This is a genomic window from Corynebacterium maris DSM 45190 (assembly GCF_000442645.1).
Taxonomy (GTDB): Bacteria; Actinomycetota; Actinomycetes; order Mycobacteriales; family Mycobacteriaceae; genus Corynebacterium; species Corynebacterium maris.
In genome coordinates this window covers 1,975,231-1,992,498 of sequence record NC_021915.1, presented here as the reverse complement: position 1 = coordinate 1,992,498, position 17,268 = coordinate 1,975,231, and the positions used below count along the sequence as shown (strand labels likewise).

General features: G+C 66.4%; 20 protein-coding genes. 9 read left to right on the top strand and 11 right to left on the bottom strand.

Annotation, left to right across the window (positions count from 1 at the left end):
- Window positions 1-2 precede the first annotated feature (2 nt).
- Entirely contained in the window at window positions 3-254 is a 252-nt protein-coding gene (locus B841_RS09375) for a hypothetical protein (protein WP_020935259.1), read from the bottom strand.
- Between the two features lie 112 nt (window positions 255-366).
- On the opposite strand from B841_RS09375, the gene B841_RS09370 reads away from it, so the two are divergent.
- From B841_RS09370 to B841_RS09360, 3 genes are all read left to right on the top strand, one after another.
- On the top strand, window positions 367-1,176 hold the full coding sequence (locus B841_RS09370) for a serine hydrolase domain-containing protein (protein WP_041632261.1): 810 nt from the start codon (window positions 367-369) through the stop codon (window positions 1,174-1,176).
- 18 nt (window positions 1,177-1,194) lie between these two features.
- Window positions 1,195-2,181 (top strand): alpha/beta fold hydrolase, encoded by a 987-nt coding sequence (locus tag B841_RS09365; protein ID WP_041631856.1) that lies wholly within the window; start codon window positions 1,195-1,197, stop codon window positions 2,179-2,181.
- A gap of 157 nt (window positions 2,182-2,338) precedes the next feature.
- Window positions 2,339-2,812 carry a Rib/alpha-like domain-containing protein gene (locus B841_RS09360; protein ID WP_156844752.1) on the top strand — a complete coding sequence of 158 codons (474 nt, stop codon included), beginning with the start codon at window positions 2,339-2,341 and terminating at the stop codon, window positions 2,810-2,812.
- 300 nt (window positions 2,813-3,112) lie between these two features.
- Here the strand turns inward: B841_RS09360 and B841_RS13880 are convergent, their stop codons facing one another.
- On the bottom strand, window positions 3,113-3,274 hold the full coding sequence (locus tag B841_RS13880; RefSeq protein WP_169466593.1) for a hypothetical protein: 162 nt from the start codon (window positions 3,272-3,274) through the stop codon (window positions 3,113-3,115).
- A gap of 290 nt (window positions 3,275-3,564) precedes the next feature.
- On the opposite strand from B841_RS13880, the gene B841_RS09355 reads away from it, so the two are divergent.
- Window positions 3,565-4,149, top strand: coding sequence for a hypothetical protein (locus tag B841_RS09355; protein ID WP_020935255.1), 585 nt, complete (start codon window positions 3,565-3,567; stop codon window positions 4,147-4,149).
- Between the two features lie 9 nt (window positions 4,150-4,158).
- On the opposite strand, the gene B841_RS13410 is transcribed toward B841_RS09355, so the two are convergent.
- Genes B841_RS13410 through B841_RS09340 form a run of 3 tightly spaced genes read right to left on the bottom strand, consistent with a single transcriptional unit; the run spans window position 4,159 to window position 6,053 of the window.
- Window positions 4,159-4,707 (bottom strand): GNAT family N-acetyltransferase, encoded by a 549-nt coding sequence (locus B841_RS13410; protein ID WP_020935254.1) that lies wholly within the window; start codon window positions 4,705-4,707, stop codon window positions 4,159-4,161.
- Entirely contained in the window at window positions 4,704-5,702 is a 999-nt protein-coding gene (locus tag B841_RS09345) for an NAD(P)-binding domain-containing protein (protein WP_020935253.1), read from the bottom strand. Before B841_RS09345 ends, B841_RS13410 begins: the two co-directional genes overlap by 4 nt.
- Window positions 5,703-5,705: 3 nt before the next feature.
- A complete protein-coding gene (locus tag B841_RS09340; RefSeq protein WP_020935252.1) occupies window positions 5,706-6,053 on the bottom strand; it encodes an ArsR/SmtB family transcription factor in 348 nt (115 codons plus the stop codon).
- 83 nt (window positions 6,054-6,136) lie between these two features.
- Here B841_RS09340 and arsB point away from each other — a divergent pair, with 83 nt between their 5' ends.
- The 3 genes from arsB (at window position 6,137) to B841_RS09325 (ending at window position 8,663) form a co-directional block, all read left to right on the top strand.
- Entirely contained in the window at window positions 6,137-7,246 is a 1,110-nt protein-coding gene (gene arsB / locus B841_RS09335) for an ACR3 family arsenite efflux transporter (RefSeq protein WP_041631855.1), read from the top strand.
- A complete protein-coding gene (locus B841_RS09330) occupies window positions 7,243-7,659 on the top strand; it encodes an arsenate-mycothiol transferase ArsC (protein WP_020935250.1) in 417 nt (138 codons plus the stop codon). The genes arsB and B841_RS09330 overlap by 4 nt, the downstream gene beginning before the upstream one ends.
- A 71-nt stretch (window positions 7,660-7,730) precedes the next feature.
- Window positions 7,731-8,663 carry an LLM class flavin-dependent oxidoreductase gene (locus tag B841_RS09325; RefSeq protein ID WP_020935249.1) on the top strand — a complete coding sequence of 311 codons (933 nt, stop codon included), beginning with the start codon at window positions 7,731-7,733 and terminating at the stop codon, window positions 8,661-8,663.
- Between the two features lie 113 nt (window positions 8,664-8,776).
- On the opposite strand, the gene B841_RS09320 is transcribed toward B841_RS09325, so the two are convergent.
- From B841_RS09320 to B841_RS09310, 3 genes are all read right to left on the bottom strand, one after another.
- The gene (locus B841_RS09320) at window positions 8,777-10,186 is read right to left on the bottom strand and encodes an amidase (RefSeq protein WP_041631854.1); all 1,410 of its coding nucleotides are present in this window, start codon (window positions 10,184-10,186) and stop codon (window positions 8,777-8,779) included.
- Complete coding sequence (locus tag B841_RS09315; protein WP_041631853.1) at window positions 10,179-10,361, bottom strand: hypothetical protein; 183 nt, start codon at window positions 10,359-10,361, stop codon at window positions 10,179-10,181. Before B841_RS09315 ends, B841_RS09320 begins: the two co-directional genes overlap by 8 nt.
- A gap of 469 nt (window positions 10,362-10,830) precedes the next feature.
- Window positions 10,831-12,000 carry an ArsB/NhaD family transporter gene (locus B841_RS09310; protein ID WP_020935246.1) on the bottom strand — a complete coding sequence of 390 codons (1,170 nt, stop codon included), beginning with the start codon at window positions 11,998-12,000 and terminating at the stop codon, window positions 10,831-10,833.
- A gap of 453 nt (window positions 12,001-12,453) precedes the next feature.
- Here B841_RS09310 and B841_RS09305 point away from each other — a divergent pair, with 453 nt between their 5' ends.
- The gene (locus tag B841_RS09305) at window positions 12,454-12,843 is read left to right on the top strand and encodes a hypothetical protein (RefSeq protein ID WP_156844748.1); all 390 of its coding nucleotides are present in this window, start codon (window positions 12,454-12,456) and stop codon (window positions 12,841-12,843) included.
- Here B841_RS09305 and B841_RS09300 read toward each other — a convergent pair.
- Complete coding sequence (locus B841_RS09300; RefSeq protein ID WP_084482018.1) at window positions 12,840-13,145, bottom strand: acyl carrier protein; 306 nt, start codon at window positions 13,143-13,145, stop codon at window positions 12,840-12,842. The genes B841_RS09305 and B841_RS09300 overlap by 4 nt on opposite strands.
- A gap of 59 nt (window positions 13,146-13,204) precedes the next feature.
- Window positions 13,205-13,684: a GNAT family N-acetyltransferase gene (locus tag B841_RS09295; RefSeq protein ID WP_020935243.1), complete on the bottom strand. Its 480-nt coding sequence runs from the start codon at window positions 13,682-13,684 to the stop codon at window positions 13,205-13,207.
- Window positions 13,685-13,794: 110 nt separating this feature from the next.
- On the opposite strand from B841_RS09295, the gene B841_RS09290 reads away from it, so the two are divergent.
- Window positions 13,795-14,292 (top strand): hypothetical protein, encoded by a 498-nt coding sequence (locus tag B841_RS09290; RefSeq protein WP_020935242.1) that lies wholly within the window; start codon window positions 13,795-13,797, stop codon window positions 14,290-14,292.
- 87 nt (window positions 14,293-14,379) lie between these two features.
- On the opposite strand, the gene aceE is transcribed toward B841_RS09290, so the two are convergent.
- On the bottom strand, window positions 14,380-17,115 hold the full coding sequence (gene aceE / locus B841_RS09285; protein ID WP_020935241.1) for a pyruvate dehydrogenase (acetyl-transferring), homodimeric type: 2,736 nt from the start codon (window positions 17,113-17,115) through the stop codon (window positions 14,380-14,382).
- Window positions 17,116-17,268 lie beyond the last annotated feature (153 nt).

Here is a 17,268-nt window from a genome sequence, read left to right as displayed (position 1 = left end):
ACTTACTCGGTGGTCTCCACGTCGTCGTCTCCCTGCACCGTGGTCACAGCGGTCTCCGACTCCTGGGTGCCACCCGGGTTGTCCGGGTCGTCGTCGGGGCGGGCGAAGATGGCGATGACGATGAAGATGGCCACCAGGATCGCGACCCAGATGCCGCAGCCGGCGGGGCGCTTGCGCGGCGGGCGGGCGTTGTCGGGCAGTTCGTTGTGAAAGCCTTCGGGCGGGTTGTTGGGGTCGGGCTGCGGCTGGGCCATGGGGATCCAATCGTCGTCAAGCGTGCAATAAGGTCTCTTCCCGCGAGGATAATGAAAATCCCGGCGGTTGTGCGGATAAGCATGCATAACGCACCTCGCTAGGATGGGCGACATGAGCGCTCTGCAGCAGGTAAGACAATGGCCCGTAAAGAACGCGTCGGCGGCGGTGATCGCCGACGGCCGAGTGGAAAAAACCGGTGACACCAACCGCCTTTTCCGCCTGGCGAGTGTGACCAAACCCGTCGCCACGTGGGGTTTTCTCATCGCGGTGGAGGAAGGAGTCTTCGAACTCGACGACCCGTTGGGGCCGGAGGGCTCCACCGTCCGGCATCTGCTGGCGCATGCTTCGGGGGTGCCCATGGACAGCCGGGAGGCGGAGCGGGCCCCGGAGGAGCGCCGCATCTACTCGTCCGCCGGCTTCGAGATCCTCGCCGAGGCGGTGGAGGAAGGCTCCGGGATGTGGTTCTCCGAGTACTTGAAGGAAGCGGTCTTCGATCAGCTGGGCATGGACAACACGGAACTGTATGGCTCGGCAGGCCACCACATGACCTCGACGGTGGAGGATCTGACCACGTTCCTGCAGGAGGTGCTGGACCCGCAGTTGCTGCATTCGTCGACCGTGGAGGAGACCTTTACGGTGCAGTACCCGGATCTGGACGGCATCGTGCCGGGCTATGGCCGGCAGAGGCCGTGCCCTTGGGGCCTGGGGTTTGAGATGCGTGGGCAGAAGGACCCGCACTGGACGGGGCCGTCGATGCCGGAGGACGTGGCCGGGCACTTCGGCCAGTTCGGCACCTATATCTGGGCGCATCGCCCGACGCAGCGCGCGATGGTGGCGTTGACCGACCGGAACTTCGGTCCGTGGGCGAAGCCGTTGTGGGCGGAGACCAACGACGCGATCTGGCAGGAGCTGGAGCGCTGACTGGCTAGACTCAGTCAGATGAACACATATCGTCGAAGAGCCGGCCGACGGTGGGCGGTGCTGGGTCGCGGCCGCGCGCTGTCCAAGCGCCGGAAGCGGTATCTGACCGACGTCGACCGGCGCGGGTTCACCGACTCCGACGGCGTGCGCATCGCCTGGTACGAATACGGCCCCGAGGACGCGGAGACCACCGTGGTATTGATCCACGGCTACACGCTGGCTGCGGAGTCATTTCACCTGCAGACGGAGTATCTGCGCAAGCGATGGCCGGGGGTGCGGTTGCTATTGATGGATCTGCGCGGCCACGGGATGAGCGATAAACCGTCGGCCGCGCAGTGCAGCGTCGACGCCGCCGCGCACGACGTGCTGCGGGTGCTGGCCGAGCGCGTGCACACGGGGCGGGTCATTGTGCTCGGGCACTCGTTGGGCGGGCCGGTGTCGCTGGCCGTGCTGCGCCGCGCACCGCAGGAGCTGTACGACCGGGTGGCCGGGGTGATCCAGGTGTCCTCCGCGATTGAGGAGCTGGCCGCCGCCGGCCTGGCACGCATCCTCAACACGAAGATCGCCCACCTGGTGTTTGATTTCCTGCACTCTAAGCCGCGGGGCGCGTGGCGGCTGCGGGAGCGCATCGCGGGATTGATCGCCCCGGTGCTGGCCATCGGGTTTTTCATGCGGGAGACCGACGACGAGCTGATTGAATTTCACGCGGCGTTGATCAACGAGACCCCGACGCGCACCCTGGTCGGCTTCTTCGACGATCTGCGTGTGCATCAGGAGCTCGCCGCCGCGCCGAGGCTGCAGAGGCTGCCCGGTTTTGTGCTGGTGGGGCAGAAAGACCTGGTCACCCCGATCGCCCAATCAGAGCGGATCGGGCGGGAGTGGCCGAAGGCGTGGTTGCAGATGGCGCACGGCGCGGGGCACATGCTGCCGCTGGAGGCGCCGAAGAGCGTGAACGCGGCGGTGGACCGGTTGTTGCGGCACCTCGCGGGCGCCCCAAGCAGGTAGATGGTTCACTCGCCGGTCGTGGTGGTTTGGAACCCGGTGCCGCCCGGTACGCACCTGTGGCCCCGGGTAGGGTTTTCTGAGTGCTCGCGTATCCCGGCGCGGCAGCTTGATTCTCCCGAGGAGTCTGATGACCGTGTTCTGTCGAAAACTATCCGCCATGCTCGCTGCCTTCGCCGTCAGCGGCGGCGTCCTGGCCGCTCCCGTCGTCGCTGCGCCCCTGGCCCCGGCCGCGGAGACCGCGCAGGCTTCCCCGGAGGCCCCTGAGACGCAGTTGTTCGCTTACCCCCGTCTTTACCTTCTCCAGGGCGAGACTGACGCCTTCGCCCCGTTGCGTGAGGACCTTCCCGCCGGGACTGCCCTAACGCTCGACGAGGGGGAAGCACTTGCCGCGCTTCGGGCAGAAGGATGGACCGTCTCCGTCGCGGACAGCGTCCTGACCGTGACTGCGCCCCGTCACGCGGAAGGCGACTATGAGATCCCGGTCGTCGTCGCGTTCCCGGATCAGACCGCTCAGGCCACGTCCTTGCCCGTCTTCGTGGACTATCTGGCGGACGTCCCGCTCAGCGTGCGGGCACCCGTGTTCGCCTATCTGCAGCTGGCGCAGTCCTCGACGAGTTCGACGATGCCCTGATTCCCCGACCGCGCCCCGGGCTCGTTCGCGGCCATGCACATCCGGCTGGTGTGGGGTTGCTGCGCGGGAGGAAAGGCTTCTGGCTTAATCCCGGAGCGCGAAGCTGTTGTCAGGGGAGGGAAAGAGGCCGCGGCGACGCGCCGGGCGGTGGCGGTGAACTCGCTGGCGAGAGCGGTCCCAGTGCCCGGTGCGCGGCCAGGTCATGGCCGTCGAGGGCCTGGGAGGCTTTGTCCCTCGGCGGGCGCATCAGTGGTGAGCGTCGTTGACGTCGCCTGGCGCGGCTGGGGTGGCTGATCGCGCCTAAGCAGGGCCCGAAGGGGGTCCGTCGGCGGGGGTGGCGATGACCGGCAGCGTGATGTCCCGGAGCCGGCCGGTGCCTGATTTCTTGGTGGCGATCGGCGACGAGACGAACGTGATGGACAGCGTAAATGCCGTGGCCATGGCGAGGATCTTTGTCTTCACCTCATTCATCATGCTCTTTGTGTGCGGGGCGGGTGGGAAATGTCGTGGTTTGACAGCGTCGTGACGCTGCGGGCGGGTGGCTGGCTGGGCAGGGGCGTCGGTGACGGCGTGGGGTGGCGACCCCATGTCCAGGGGGTTTGCCGGTGCCGCTGCGGTGGCGGCGAGGCGACGGTTGGGGGAGCGCCCCTTGTGGCTTGAGTGAATAAAACTCTCGTCTAATCATTGTTTCGGAAACAAATCTGTTACCGTTCCGAGACATAAGTGGCTGTTAATCTCCTGAGGGGTCGCCCATGTTCTCTTATCTTGCAGTCTTCCGCCGGCAGGGCGTCGTCCTGCTGGCGGCGGCGCTGGCCGCGCCGCTGCTGCTGGCGGCCTGCAATACTCCCCGGCAGGTGGAACCAGCGCAGGCCACCAGCGCACAGACGTCAGAACCCGCGAACACCGAGGCCCTCCCGCCGGACGCCGCGCTGGGGGAGGACCTGGTGCTCGGTTGCTCCCCGGCGATGCCCTGCGAGGTGGGCTTCCGGGTCGACGACATCCGCGTCTCCTTGTCGTGTGAGGAGGGCCGTTCCGATTTCCACGCCCCCGTGGGGGAGGGGCGACTGCTGATCACCGTTGAGGGCGAGGCCACCGCGGTGCGCACCGCGCAGGACGAGCACTTCCACACCTTCCGCCGACCCAGCTTCGAGGACGCCCTCGGCCCCATCGAGGACGCCGCGATGACCTCCCCGTGCCGGGCCTCTGAACAGGAGAAGTGGACCCACCCGCTGGAGGAGGGGCAGACCCGCCCGCTGGGACAGACGTGGGTCATGCCGGCGCAGGCGGAATACATGGTCCTCGGGCGGCACCGCTTCGAGGTCCCGGAACTGACGTGACGGCCGGGCTCACTCCGTAGGCGAGAAGTTCTCCCCGGGGCGGAAGGTGACCACCGCGAAACGACGGGCATTGACGGTGAAGTAGCCGTCGACCGTCATCCCCACGGCTGTGTGCACCGCCATCGATTTGGCGTTGTCGGCGTCGATGAATCCGGCGGCCAGCTCGTAGCCGTCCAGCCTCCGGGACACCTCGGCGAGCAGCGGGCGCATCAGCCCGCGGCCGCGGTGCGACGACGCGATGGCCACCGGGCCGTACATCGCCCACCGCTTATCGTCGTGATGGCGCCGCATATACAGCCCCAGGGAAGCGGGCGGGCCGCCGGCCGGAGTCTGGGTCATGGTCATCGCCACGGCCACGACCGCACCGGAGTCATCCACGCCGACCACCACGCCGGGCCCGGCCTCCACGCGGGCGAGCATCTCTTCCGTGAAACTGCCCTGCACGAAGCCCTGCTGCGCGCGCTCCTGCGCGCTCAACCCCTCACCGCGGGAGGCGGCAAGCACGGCGAGAACACCCGCCCGGTCGCCGGGCGAAGAAAGGCGGAACGTGATCGTCATGACTCCACCGTAGCCAGCAAGTCAGCGACCTTCCGGGCGGTGGCCTTCGCCGACGGCCCCACCCCCGCCAGCGTCGCCGAGCCGGGCCCGGTCCAGTCTCCGTAACCGACCAGGAACAGGCCCGAATGCTTTGGCCTGCGCCCGCGCAACAGAGGCCGGATGGGGCGCAGCGCCGGGCGAAAACCGGTGCACCAGATCAGATGCTCCGCGTCGACCTCGCTGAGCGAGCCAAAGATCGGCGTGGCCTGCAAGTCCCCGGACCGGCGCGCGTGACGCACCTCCGGGAGGGTGACGATGTCACCCAGGTGCGGATCCGCGCCGGGATCGCCGTGTCCGCGCAGGATGGACAGGGTGCGCTCGCGGCTGCGGCGGAAGAGGGCGCGACCGTCCACGTCATCGGGCATCCATCGCGGGCGGTCGCGGGTGTACCAGGTGACGTCGGCGACGCGGGTGAGTTCCGCGGCGATCTGGGCGCCGGAATTCGCCGCCCCGACCACCGCCACCGAGGAGTCACGGAAAGGTTCCGGTCCGGGGTAGTTCGCCGAGTGCCACTGCGTGCCGACGAAAGTGCCCGGGTACGACGGCACGAACGGCGCGGACCAGGTGCCGGTGGCCGCCACCACGGTGCGCGCTCGCCAGGTCTTCCCGCCGCCGCGGACGGTGTAGATCCCGTTGGCGTAGTCGACCGTGTCCACGTGCACGGGGCGCTCGATGGGGAAGTCGTAGCGCTCTTCGTAGGCGGTGAGGTAGTCCACCACGTGGCTGGCCGGCGGGTAGCCCGGGTACTTCGGCATGGGGATGCCCGGCAGGTTGGAAAATTCCGCGGTGGAAAACAGCGTCATCGACGGCCATACGTGGCGCCAAGCGCCGCCGGGGGAGGGCTGGTCGTCGATGAGTATCCCGTCCACCCCGTGCTTGCGCAGGTAGTACGCGGTGGCCAGGCCCGATTGCCCGGCGCCGATGACGATGGCGCCGTAGATGTGCGTGTCAGCCATGGCCTACCCCATCTCCAGGACGGTGCGCAGCTGCGCGAAGATCTCCGGGCGGACGGTGTGGGTGACGCTGCGCCCGTCGCGGCGGCGATCCAGGAGACCGGCGTCGGTGAGTTTTTTCAGGTGGTGCGACACGGTCGGCTGGCTGATGCCCACCAGCTCGGTGAGCTCGCCGACGGTGGCGGGCCCGCAGCCGCCGGCCGCCAGGCGGGAGAGGATCTGCAGGCGGGTGGGGTCGGCGAGCACTTTGAACAGCCCGGCGTAGCGTTCGGCGTCGGCCTCGGTGAGCGGGCCGCTGCCCAGAGAGCAGCAGCCGCTGAGGCCGACGGGGGGAAGGATCTGCGGCACGGTCATACCCTTCAGGTTATATTGGCCGATGTCGATATGGGAAGTACGCTTTGCATCGACACTCATCGATATGACGCGAAAGGCGGGCCATGCCCACAGCCACCGCACCTGCCAAAATGAGCTTTTTGGATCGCTACCTAGGACTCTGGATCATGCTGGCCATGGCGCTGGGACTCGCCCTCGGACGCAGCGTCCCGGGCCTGGGGCCTTTCCTCAGCTCCCTGGAGGTCGGCGGGATCTCCCTGCCGATCGCCCTGGGCCTGCTGGTGATGATGTACCCGCCCCTGGCGAAAGTCCGCTACGACAAAACCCGCGAGATCGCCGCCGACAAGCGCCTGCTCACGGTCTCCCTGTTGCTCAACTGGGTCGTCGGGCCGGCGGTGATGTTCGCCCTGGCCTGGATCTTCCTGCCCGATGAACCGGAGCTGCGCACGGGCCTGATCATCGTCGGGCTGGCCCGCTGCATCGCCATGATCCTCGTCTGGTCCGACCTCTCGTGCGCCGACCGGGAGACCACCGCCGTGCTCGTGGCCATCAACTCCGTGTTCCAGGTGGTCATGTTCGGCGCGCTCGGCTGGTTTTACCTGCAGGTCCTGCCCTCCTGGCTGGGCCTGGAGACCACCTCCGCCGCCTTTTCCTTCGGTGCGATCGTCACCTCCGTGCTCGTCTTTTTGGGCGTCCCGCTGCTGGCCGGCGCCGTATCCCGAGTGGTCGGGGAGAAGGTCAAAGGACGCGCCTGGTACGAAAAGACGTTCCTGCCCAGAATCTCCCCGCTGTCGCTGATCGGCCTGCTGTACACGATCGTGCTGCTCTTCGCCCTGCAGGGCGAACAGATCGCCGCCAACCCCTGGGCAGTCGCCCGCCTGGCCGTGCCGCTGCTGATCTACTTCGTCGGCATGTTCTTCCTCTCCTTGTTCACCGCCAAAGCCGCGGGCATGAACTACGCCCAATCCGCCTCCGTGGCGTTCACCGCCGCGGGCAACAACTTCGAACTCGCGATCGCCGTCTCCATCGCCACCTTCGGCGCCACCTCCGGACAGGCCCTGGCCGGCACCATCGGCCCGCTCATCGAAGTCCCCGTCCTCGTCGGCCTGGTCTACGTCATGCTGTGGGCGGGGCCGAAACTTTTCCCCGGCGACCCGAGCCTGCCCGCCTCCCGGCAGGCGCCCACCCCGAAGAAAGAAAGTGTGACCGCATGACCTCCCGTCCCGCCGTCCTGTTCGTCTGCGTCGGCAACGGCGGAAAATCCCAGATGGCCGCCGCCCTCGCCGTCGCCGAAGTCGGCGACCGCGTCGAGATCCACTCCGCCGGCACCACCCCGGGCACCAAACTCAACGCCGAGTCCGTCGCCGCTATCGCCGAAGCCGGCGCCGACATGTCCGGCGGTGTCCCGAAGGGCGTCGATGAGCAGTTGCTGCGCGCGGTGGACCGCACCGTCCTCCTCGGCGGGGACGCCCACCTCACACTGCCCGCCGACGCCCGCGGCACCTGCGAGCGCTGGCTCACCGACGAACCCGCCGAGCGCGGCGTCGACGGCATGGAACGCATGCGTCTGATTCGCGACGACATCCACGCCCGCGTCCGCACCCTGCTCGCAGAGCTCGACGACTGACCCGCCGAGCGCGGAGGCAGGGGGCGATAACCTGAGGTAACACCGCCCTCCATCCCGCAGAAAGGCCCGGAATGCCTCGCACCTTCCCGCTGTCGGTCATCGACTTCGCCACCATCTACCCCGAACAGAGCGCCCACGACGCGATCGCCACCTCCGTCGCCCTGGCCCAACGCGCCGAAGAACACGGCTTCAACCGCATCTGGTACGCCGAGCACCACAACGCCGCCGACCGCGCCTCCTCCGTCCCGTCCCTGCTCATCGCGCACGTCGGCGCCCAGACCAGCACCATCCGCCTCGGCGCGGGCGGGGTGATGCTTCCCAACCACGCGCCGTACTCCGTCGCCGAGCAATTCGGCACCCTCGCCGAGATGTACCCCGGCCGCATCGACTTAGGCCTCGGCCGTGCGCCGGGCACCGACGCGAAGACCGTGGGGCGCGCGCTGCGGCGGCCTTTCGACGCCTCGGACAACTTCCCCCAGGACGTCGTCGAGCTGAACCACTACCTCAAGGGTTCCTCGCAGATCCCCGGCGTGCAGGCCTACCCGGGCGTGGGCACGAACGTCCCGATCTACGTCCTGGGGTCATCGATGTACGGCGCCTCGTTGGCTGCGGCGCTGGGGCTGCCGTACGCCTTCGCCTCGCACTTCGCCGGCGAGCACCTGCAGGACGCGGTGAACTACTACCGGGAGAACTTCCGGCCCTCCGAGGACCTGGCCGAGCCCTACGTGCTGGCCGGCGTCAACGTCGTCGCCGCCGGCACTGATGAGGCCGCGCAGGAGAAGTACCAGGACGTCGTGGCCAAGCGGGTGCGACGCCTCGGCCCGCGGGGGCGGACCACCTTGCGCTTCGCAGGCGTGGGCACCGGGGGCAAGGCCGCCGCGTACCTGGAGGACTTCGCCGAGCAGGCGCGCGCGGACGAGCTGCTGATCAACTTCGAAGGCGCCACCCCGGAGCAGGCGCGCGATTCGATGGACTCCTTCGCCCCGGCCTGGGAGCTGTCTTAGATGGTGTTACATGCCGTATGGCCCAACGAGGATTGGTGTTATCCGGCCGCCCCTTGAGTGACGAGGAATGCGGGCCTACTTCGTCAGCCATAGGCCCGCACAGTGATCCCTCGCTACTTCACTGGCGCTCTTTTCCCTCCCAGGGGGTCGTTTTTCTCCACCATGCGGCCCACCTGCAGCAGTGTTTGCTCATCGAAGGCACGACCGATGACTTGCAGCCCCACCGGCATGCCGTCTTTGAGTCCGGCGGGCACACTCAACGTCGGCAAACCGGTCAGGTTGGAAGGGCCGGTGTAGCGGATGAAGTTATCGATCAGATCCACCTGTTCGCCGTTGAGGTCGGCGGTGGCGGAGCCGAGCTTGGGAGGCGTCACCGGCAGGGTGGGGGTGATGATGACGTCTACGTCGGTAAGCGCCGACGCGAACTCCTGCTTGATCTGACGGCGGGCCTGTTGCGCCTGCAAGTAGTCCACGGAGGAGAACAGCTCGCCCAACTCGAAGAGGAAGCGGATGTCGGCTCCGAAGTCATCCGCCCGGTTGACCAGGTCGTTGTGGTGGATAGCGGAGGCTTCGGAGAGGCTGATCGCCAGTTCCGCCCATTCGGAGACAGCCAATGCGGGGATCTTCACTGTCTTGAGTTGCGCGCCTTGTTCAACGAGGGCGTCGATCTGGGCGCGTACGAGCCGTTCGATCTCGGAGTCAACGGCGCGGAAGAAGTAGTCTTCCTCTACACCGATGATCAATTCGGAAGGGTCTCGGTCCAGGTTCGACAGGTAGTCGCCCACGGGCACGTCGACGGCGGTGGGGTCCTTCGGGCTGAAGCCCGCGATCACCTGTAGCAGGGCGGCTGCGTCTTCGACGGTTTTGGACATGGGGCCGATGTGATCAAGTGTCCAGGCGAGGGGGAAGCACCCGTCTTTAGCCACCCGCCCATGGGTGGGTTTGAGTCCCACCAGGCCGCAGGCCGAGGACGGGATGCGAATGGAGCCGGCGGTATCGGTGCCCAGGGTGGAAAAGCTCATGTCTGCGGCTACCGCGGCTCCGGAGCCGCCACTGGATCCGCCGGGAGTTTTCTCCAGGTCCCAAGGGTTGTGGGCGGCGCCAAAGTGGGGATTGTTGTTGTCGATGCCCCAGGCGTACTCGTGCATGTTGAGCTTGCCGGTCAGCACGATGCCGGCGTCTTTCATCCGGGCCACCGAGGAGGCGTCTTCCTTCGGTACGAAATCCTTGTGGATCTTGGAGGCCATCGTGGTGGTCTCCCCGCCGACATAGAGATTGTCCTTGATCGCCATCGGCACGCCGTGCAAGGGACCCCGGGCCTGCCCGGCCTGAATTTCCTCTTCGGCTTGCTTGGCCTCCGCCAGCGACTTGTCGTCGCGGAAGCTGACGTAGGCGTTCACCTTATCGTTGAGGGCGTGGGCATGATCCAACAGCGACTGCGTCACCTCGACCGGGGAGATCTCCTTGTCGGCGATCATCTTGCCGACCTCGACGGCGGACTTCTGCAGCAAGTCTTTACTCAACGTGATCTCCTCCAGGGATGTTGCGCACCGCGATGTCTGCGTCATCGAGGGTGACGACGTCCAGGTTCTTCTTCAGCCCCTGGATCTCCTTCCACTTCGCCTCGAGCTTCTCGAGGTGCTCCGCAGAGGGATGGATGTCACGCGCCACGAGCGCGTCCTTCACTGAAAAACTCATGATGCCTCCCGCCCACAAGGGCAATAAGGGGAAGTGAGGGTACTCACTTAATCTGCATATTCCACCATAGTTAACATTTGGTAAAAATTCATGAAGTGGATCACATTGGCGTGGGTGCGGCTATTGCCCTGCGTGAATCATGGCAGCGGAGCACGGTAGACGTGGGGAACGTGGGGAACGTGGGGGCGGGAAGCGGCGAATAGTCCTCCGACGCGACACCCCGCGTCGTCGGCGGGAGTATGGGCACTCGCGTGGCGCGATTGTTCCTGCCGTCCCCACTGTCTGCCTTTCCGCGGGGCGGCGGATTACGGGGTCAGGAAGGGAGGCGACTGAACATCCGGGCAATCATGTGTGGGCGGGGAGGTCCACCGGCTGACCCCTTCCCAACGGTTCACCCTGCTTTCTCGCTGACCACCTCTTATGGCGTGCCCACACGCAATACCTTCCGCACGACCGTGTGAAAGGGACGCTACGGCGTCATGACGACGATCGCGCCGGTGCCGACGACTACCGCCACCGGGGCGATGACTAGGCCCAGCAAAATGAAGGTGCGCCAGCGAACCTGCACCCCCTGCCGCCGGGCTTGATCGGCCCACAGCAAGGTGGCCAGCGACGCCCACGGGGTGACGATGGGCGCGGCGTTGACGCCCACCAGCAAAGCCATCAGGCCACGGGCGGAGTCGACGGCCGGTTCCAGCGCGAGATAGGCGGGGATGTTGTTGATCAGGTTCGCCACTGCGCCACCTGTCAGCGCCAAGACGAATGCGCCCCTGGCGCCGTCGCCTTGTCCGCCCAGCCACTCGAGGAGCGGGTCCAGCAGTCCCGCGTGGTGCACCAGAGCTGCCAGGGTGGTCAGCAACAGCGCAAAGGCGAGGGTGTTCCAGGGGATGAGGTTCCAGCGCACCTCCTGTGGGGTCCAGCGATACAACAGCCACACTGAGACCACCGCGGCGACGGTGGTGGGGACCCAGAAAGCGAGGGGCGTGAGCAACAGGATCAACAGTGCCCCGATGAGGAGGGCGAAGACCCTGGCCCGGGGGTTGAGCTCTCCGGTCAGCGGTGTGGCGCCGGTCCGGGAATTCGTGGCCTCCCGCAGCAGGAGGGGGCAGGCCGCGGCTACGAGAATCAGCGCGAGCGACGGCAACCAGGACTGCCTGAGGTAGTCCACCAGCCCTTGGACATACTCCGTCTGCAACGCGAGCAGATTCGTCAGATTCGAGATCGGCAGCAACAGCGAGCCCAGGTTGGCCGTCCACACCACCGCGAAAGTCGCGCCCAGTACGTTGAGGCCGGCGTGCCTGGCCATCTTGATCGCCAACGGGGTCAACAAGATCGCGGTGGTGTCGAGGGAGAAGAAGATCGTGGTCAGCACGCAGGAGATAATGATCAACAGCCAGGACTTCAGCTGGTCGCTGCGTGTTCCCTCCGCGCCTATGCCCAGCCGTCGTTGAAGGGAGAGGAGAAGCCCGGCGAAAGTGTTTTCCGTCTCCGCGGCGTTGACGACGACGGACATCGCCGCCACAAAGCCCAGGATCGGCGCCACCCGCGCCAACAACTCTCCGAAGGCGGCCGTGTCCGACAGGAAAAGTGCGAGGAGGCTGACCGCCGACCCCACCCCAAGGACGATGCCTGTCTTCACCGCTCACTCCTCCGCGCCACCAACCGGCGTGATCGCCGGATTCTTTTCCAAGCTACTGCAGGGCCTGTGCAGGGGGCCGCTGGACCACCGGCGTCGCCTCCGTGCCGTCCTTCCGCGACACGCGGGGCGCGTCGAGGGCGGGGACACCCCTTCCGTTCTGCTACCTTTCTCCTGTGCGCGTCCTGGAAGGCGCGGCGCGGGCTGGGGGAGTCCGCGGTTCTTCCCTCCTCACTCTCAACCTGAGCTTTAATAAACGGGGGTTGAAGTATTACTTGAGAGTTGCTGGTGTGACTGGAGTGGGGACAAGATTGGTGGTGTCCAACTTCAGGGACTCACGATCCCCGAAGTGCTGACAGCTCAAGACCGAGGCCGTTGGGGAAGACGATCCTCGTCTTAAGCACCACCTGCACATCGCGTACGGGTGGTGCTTCACGCTGCCGAAAGGACGCCGACGTGACAACTGCGACCACCCGTACCCACGCACCTGTCCAGCCGAAGTTTCCTTCGGCTGACACCGCTGAGTGGGGCGCCCTGACCATGCCTGTGAACCGCACCGCCGTGTTGCGGATTTCCCGCATGCCCAAGAAGCTGCGCCCCGCCGTCGAATCCGCGATGGCCTACAGCCTGCCCAGTGAAACCGGCGTCCACCCCACCGGCGCAGACCCGCTGACCACCGACCTGTGCACCCAGTGGCAGCGCGACCGCGCCGTCACCGACTGCTACGCGCTGTCCTGCTGCCAACTGCTCTCCGGCGTCGAGACAGAGCTGCGCCAATTCGCCCAAGCCATGGATATCCTCGCCGAAGAGCACGACTTCGACGGCGCCGTGCAGTTGCTGGACTAGGCCTCCGCGGCGGCGTGCTCGTCCAGATAGTCCGCGAACTCGCCGACGGTGCTGAAACCCAGCACCGTGGCGTCATCCAGCCGCACACCGAAGGCCTCCTCGCAGCGGACGGTGATCTCGATCATCGACAACGAGTCGACGCCCAGATCCGAGGGAGACGTCCCCGCCGTCACCTGCTCCGACTCGACGCCGGTGGCTTTCTCCACGATCTCGCCGATCCTGCCCAGCGTGGTGGTGGGGGAGTCGACTTGTTCTTCTTGCTGCAGTTTGGCCGCCAGCTGATCCGCCAATGATCCTTCCATGTCGCCCAGCCTAATCCAGCCGGCCGTCTTCGCGCGGATAAGAGACGGGCGCGCCCGGGTCAACCGGCGAAACGGTAGACGGTGAAGCCGCGGGAATTCTGCCGCAGGTGACCGTCCTCGACCATGGCCATGTCGGTGTAGCTCTCTCCGTGGCTCTCCGTGACGGATACGTGCAGGTCGTACTCCGCGAACCGGGCGGTCGCCTGCGTGATGATCCGCAGCCCCAGCCCCTGACCCCGGTAGCTACGGCGGATCCCCAGCGGCCCCAACATCGCCCACGTGCGTTTCGGGTGCTCCGCCGCCATGTACTCCATCAGCGCCCCCGGCGGCACCGGACCTCGCTGCGCGTCAGGCAGGGTGATGACCAGCGCAGCGACAATCAGATCCCCTTCGAGAGCCACGAGCAACCCGTTGGCGGCCTCCACCTCGGGGATCCACTCGCCGGTGAGCTGGCTGCGGGAAAAGACGAAACCGTCGTCGAACACGTCCTGAATCTGCTCATGGTCGTCGGGGCGAGAGAAACGGAAGTCGAGGGCCACGGGCAGGCACACCTTTCGCAGATGGAGTTGGCCTCACCAGGGTAGCTAAAACCCGCCCCGACCGTGGCAGGATGACAGGCAGAGCACACCGGCCTGACAGGAAAGACGCCATGACCCACCACGACCGCCACCTCCGCGACCAGATCGCGGCGACGTGGGGCGATCACACACATCAATCTCCCGGCGCCACGAGCGCCAGCGCCGCCGAGCGGTTGAAGAAATACCGACCCACCGCGCTGAAGAAGACGGCCTCGTGGATCTCCGTCGGCTTCGCCGCCATCGCTTTGCTGACGTCTTTCACTGACGGGGGCTACACGGGCGGGGACATGGTGCGCTACCTGCTGGGCAGCGTGCTGCTGGTCGCGATGCTCGCGCTGCCCGGGGCGTACTGGCTGCTGCGCAACAACAGCGACCAGCTCACCGTCCAGGGGTGGGTGGAGCGGGAGAAATCCCGCGAACAACTGGCGCACATGCTGGTGGGCCGGGAAAGGGATCTGCTCGGTCAGCCCGACCCGCCGCCGTTGCTGCCGAAGCGTCGCTGGGGGATGGTCATCGCTGTGATGTTTGTGTTGATGATACTCGGCGGCACGGCTCTGCCGACGGCGTAATTGTCTCGACGGTGACAAACGCCCGGCCCCGCCCCTCGATGTGAGGGGCGGGGCCGGGCGTCGTCACGCTCAGTGGCGCTGTGGCGGTTACGCCTTGGTCGGGTCGTCGATGTCGTACTTCTTTGCCGCGTCTTGTGCGACGGAGTAGTCGAGCTTCCCGTCGCGGGCCAGGCCCAGCAGGGAAGCGACCACGATCGACTCGGCGTCGATGTTGAAGTAACGACGCGCGGCCTCACGGGTGTCCGAGAAGCCGAAGCCGTCGGCGCCCAGGGTGATGTACTGGCCCGGAACCGTATGGCGGATGGATTCCTGCAGGTCGGACGCGAAGTCCGAGACCGCCACGTACGGGCCTTCCGTCTGCTTGAGCTGCTTCGTGGCGAAGGCTTCGGCCTTCTCCTCCGAGGGGTTGAGCAGATCCTGCTCGGCGGCGCGGTGGCCGTCGCGGGCGAGCTCCGTCCAGGAAGTCACCGAGTAGACGTGCGCCTTGACGTCGTGCTCCTCAGCCAACAGCTGTTGGGCCTGCAGCGCCCACTGCATGCCCACGCCCGAAGCCAGCAGGGACACCTCGTGGGTGCCCTCCTCGCCGCGGGAGTAGAGGTAGATGCCCTTGTGCAGGCCCTCCACGTCCAGGTCCTCCGGCTCGGCCGGCTGGTGGATCGGCTCGTTGTAGACGGTCAGGTAGTAGATGACGTTCTCGCCGCGGCCCTCGCCGTACATGCGGTCCACGCCCTCGCGCAGCAGGTGCGCGACCTCGTAGGAAAACGCCGGGTCGTAGGAGACCACTGCCGGGTTCGTCGACGCCAGGATCTGCGAGTGGCCGTCCATGTGCTGCAGTCCCTCGCCCGTCAGCGTGGTGCGGCCGGCGGTCGCACCGATGAGGAAGCCACGGGTCATCTGGTCGGCGGCCGCCCACATGACGTCGCCGGTGCGCTGGAAGCCGAACATCGAGTAGAAGATGTACAGCGGGATCATCGGCTCACCGTGGGTGGCATACGAGGTGCCGGCGGCGATGAACGAGGCGGTCGAACCGTCCTCGTTGATGCCCTCGTGCAGGATCTGGCCGTCGGTGGCCTCGCGATAGGACAGCATCAGATCGTGGTCCACCGGCACGTAGTTCTGGCCGGCCGGGTTGTAGATCTTCAGCGTCGGGAACCAGGAGTCCATGCCGAAGGTGCGGGCCTCGTCCGGGATGATCGGCACGACGCGCTTGGCCAGATCCTTGTCGCGCATCAGCTCCTTGAAGGTACGCACCAACGCCATGGTGGTGGCCACCTGCTGCTTGCCCGAGCCCTTACGGACCACGCGCAGCTTATCGATGTCCGGCACGCTCACCGGCTCGTACTTCTCGCGGCGCTCCGGCAGCGCGCCACCGAGCTCCGCGCGACGCTCCTTCAGGTACTTGATTTCATCCGCGTCCTCGCCCGGGTGGTAGTAGGGCGGCAGGTACGGATCCTTCTCCAGCTCCTCATCGGAGATCGGGATGTCCTGCTTGTCGCGGAAGAGCTTGAGATCGTCCAGGGTCAGCTTCTTCATCTGGTGGGTCGCGTTACGGCCCTCGAAGTTGTGCCCCAGGCCGTAGCCCTTGATGGTGTGGGCCAGGATGACCGTCGGCTTGCCCTTGGTCTCCAGCGCGCGCTTGTAGGCGGCGTAGACCTTGCGGTAGTCGTGGCCGCCGCGGCGCAGCGCCCAGATCTCGTCGTCGGACAGGTCTTCGACCAGCTTCAGGGTGCGCTCGTCGCGGCCGAAGAAGTGCTCGCGCACGTACGCGCCGTCGTTGGCCTTGTAGGTCTGGTAGTCGCCGTCCGGAGTGGTGTTCATGACGTTGACCAGAGCACCCTCCTTGTCCTTCTCCAGCAGCTCGTCCCACTCGCGGCCCCACACGACCTTGACCACGTTCCAGCCGGCGCCGGTGAAGAACGACTCCAGCTCCTGGATGATCTGCGTGTTGCCGCGCACCGGGCCGTCGAGGCGCTGCAGGTTGCAGTTGACCACGAAGGTGAGGTTGTCCAGGCCGTACAGCGGGGCCATCTGCAGCAGACCGCGCGACTCCGGCTCATCCATCTCGCCGTCACCCAAAAACGCCCACACGTGCTGATCCGTGGTGTCCTTGATGCCCCGGTCGTTCAAGTACTTGTTGAAGCGAGCCTGGTAGATCGCGTTCATCGGGCCGATGCCCATGGACACGGTCGGGAACTCCCAGAACTCCGGCATGCCGTGCGGGTGCGGGTAGGACGGCAGACCGTTGTTCTTGCCGCGGGAGACTTCCTGGCGGAAGCCGTCCAAGTCGTCCTCGTCCAGGCGACCCTCCAGGTACGCGCGGGCGTACATTCCCGGCGACGCGTGGCCCTGGAAGAAGATGTGGTCGCCGCCGCCCGGGTGATCCTTGCCGCGGAAGAAGTGGTTGAAACCGACCTCATACAACGCCGCTGCGGACGCGTAGCTGGAAATGTGCCCGCCGACCTCGATCCCCGGACGCTGCGCACGGTGGACCATGATCGCCGCGTTCCACCGCATCCAGCGGCGGTAACGCTTCTCAATTTCCTCGTCGCCCGGGAACTCCGGCTCCATCGTGGTGGGGATGGTGTTCACGAAGTCCGTCGACGTCAGCGACGGCAACGGAACACGCTTCGCGGAGGCACGCTCCAGCAGACGCAGCATCAGGTAACGCGCGCGGTCCGGAGAAGACTCCGAAAGCAGCCCGTCGAGGGAGTCCATCCACTCGCGGGTCTCCTCCGGGTCGTTGTCGTGCAGGTACGACGCGACACCGTCGCGGATCAGCGGAAAATTGGAATCATCGCGGCGTACGTCCTGGGGATCAGCCATTGTCTCTCCTCCTGTGGGGGTCGACTGTATGTGAATTAGGGCGCGCCGGAATAGGTGGGTGGCGCGTCATCACTCCCAGGATACGTCTAAAGCCGGCCAGACGATGCGCAACATTCATGAACCGGGGCGGGCGTAGGTCACACTCCGTCGGAT

Bases quoted from the DNA above. Each gene is read 5' to 3' on its own strand.
- B841_RS09375 (WP_020935259.1), bottom strand. From the start codon at position 254: ATGGCCCAGCCGCAGCCCGACCCCAACAACCCGCCCGAAGGCTTTCAC.
- B841_RS09370 (WP_041632261.1), top strand. From the start codon at position 367: ATGAGCGCTCTGCAGCAGGTAAGACAATGGCCCGTAAAGAACGCGTCG.
- B841_RS09365 (WP_041631856.1), top strand. From the start codon at position 1,195: ATGAACACATATCGTCGAAGAGCCGGCCGACGGTGGGCGGTGCTGGGT.
- B841_RS09360 (WP_156844752.1), top strand. From the start codon at position 2,339: ATGCTCGCTGCCTTCGCCGTCAGCGGCGGCGTCCTGGCCGCTCCCGTC.
- B841_RS09355 (WP_020935255.1), top strand. From the start codon at position 3,565: ATGTTCTCTTATCTTGCAGTCTTCCGCCGGCAGGGCGTCGTCCTGCTG.
- B841_RS13410 (WP_020935254.1), bottom strand. From the start codon at position 4,707: ATGACGATCACGTTCCGCCTTTCTTCGCCCGGCGACCGGGCGGGTGTT.
- B841_RS09345 (WP_020935253.1), bottom strand. From the start codon at position 5,702: ATGGCTGACACGCACATCTACGGCGCCATCGTCATCGGCGCCGGGCAA.
- B841_RS09340 (WP_020935252.1), bottom strand. From the start codon at position 6,053: ATGACCGTGCCGCAGATCCTTCCCCCCGTCGGCCTCAGCGGCTGCTGC.
- arsB (WP_041631855.1), top strand. From the start codon at position 6,137: ATGCCCACAGCCACCGCACCTGCCAAAATGAGCTTTTTGGATCGCTAC.
- B841_RS09330 (WP_020935250.1), top strand. From the start codon at position 7,243: ATGACCTCCCGTCCCGCCGTCCTGTTCGTCTGCGTCGGCAACGGCGGA.
- B841_RS09325 (WP_020935249.1), top strand. From the start codon at position 7,731: ATGCCTCGCACCTTCCCGCTGTCGGTCATCGACTTCGCCACCATCTAC.
- B841_RS09315 (WP_041631853.1), bottom strand. From the start codon at position 10,361: ATGAGTTTTTCAGTGAAGGACGCGCTCGTGGCGCGTGACATCCATCCC.
- B841_RS09300 (WP_084482018.1), bottom strand. From the start codon at position 13,145: ATGGAAGGATCATTGGCGGATCAGCTGGCGGCCAAACTGCAGCAAGAA.
- B841_RS09290 (WP_020935242.1), top strand. From the start codon at position 13,795: ATGACCCACCACGACCGCCACCTCCGCGACCAGATCGCGGCGACGTGG.
- aceE (WP_020935241.1), bottom strand. From the start codon at position 17,115: ATGGCTGATCCCCAGGACGTACGCCGCGATGATTCCAATTTTCCGCTG.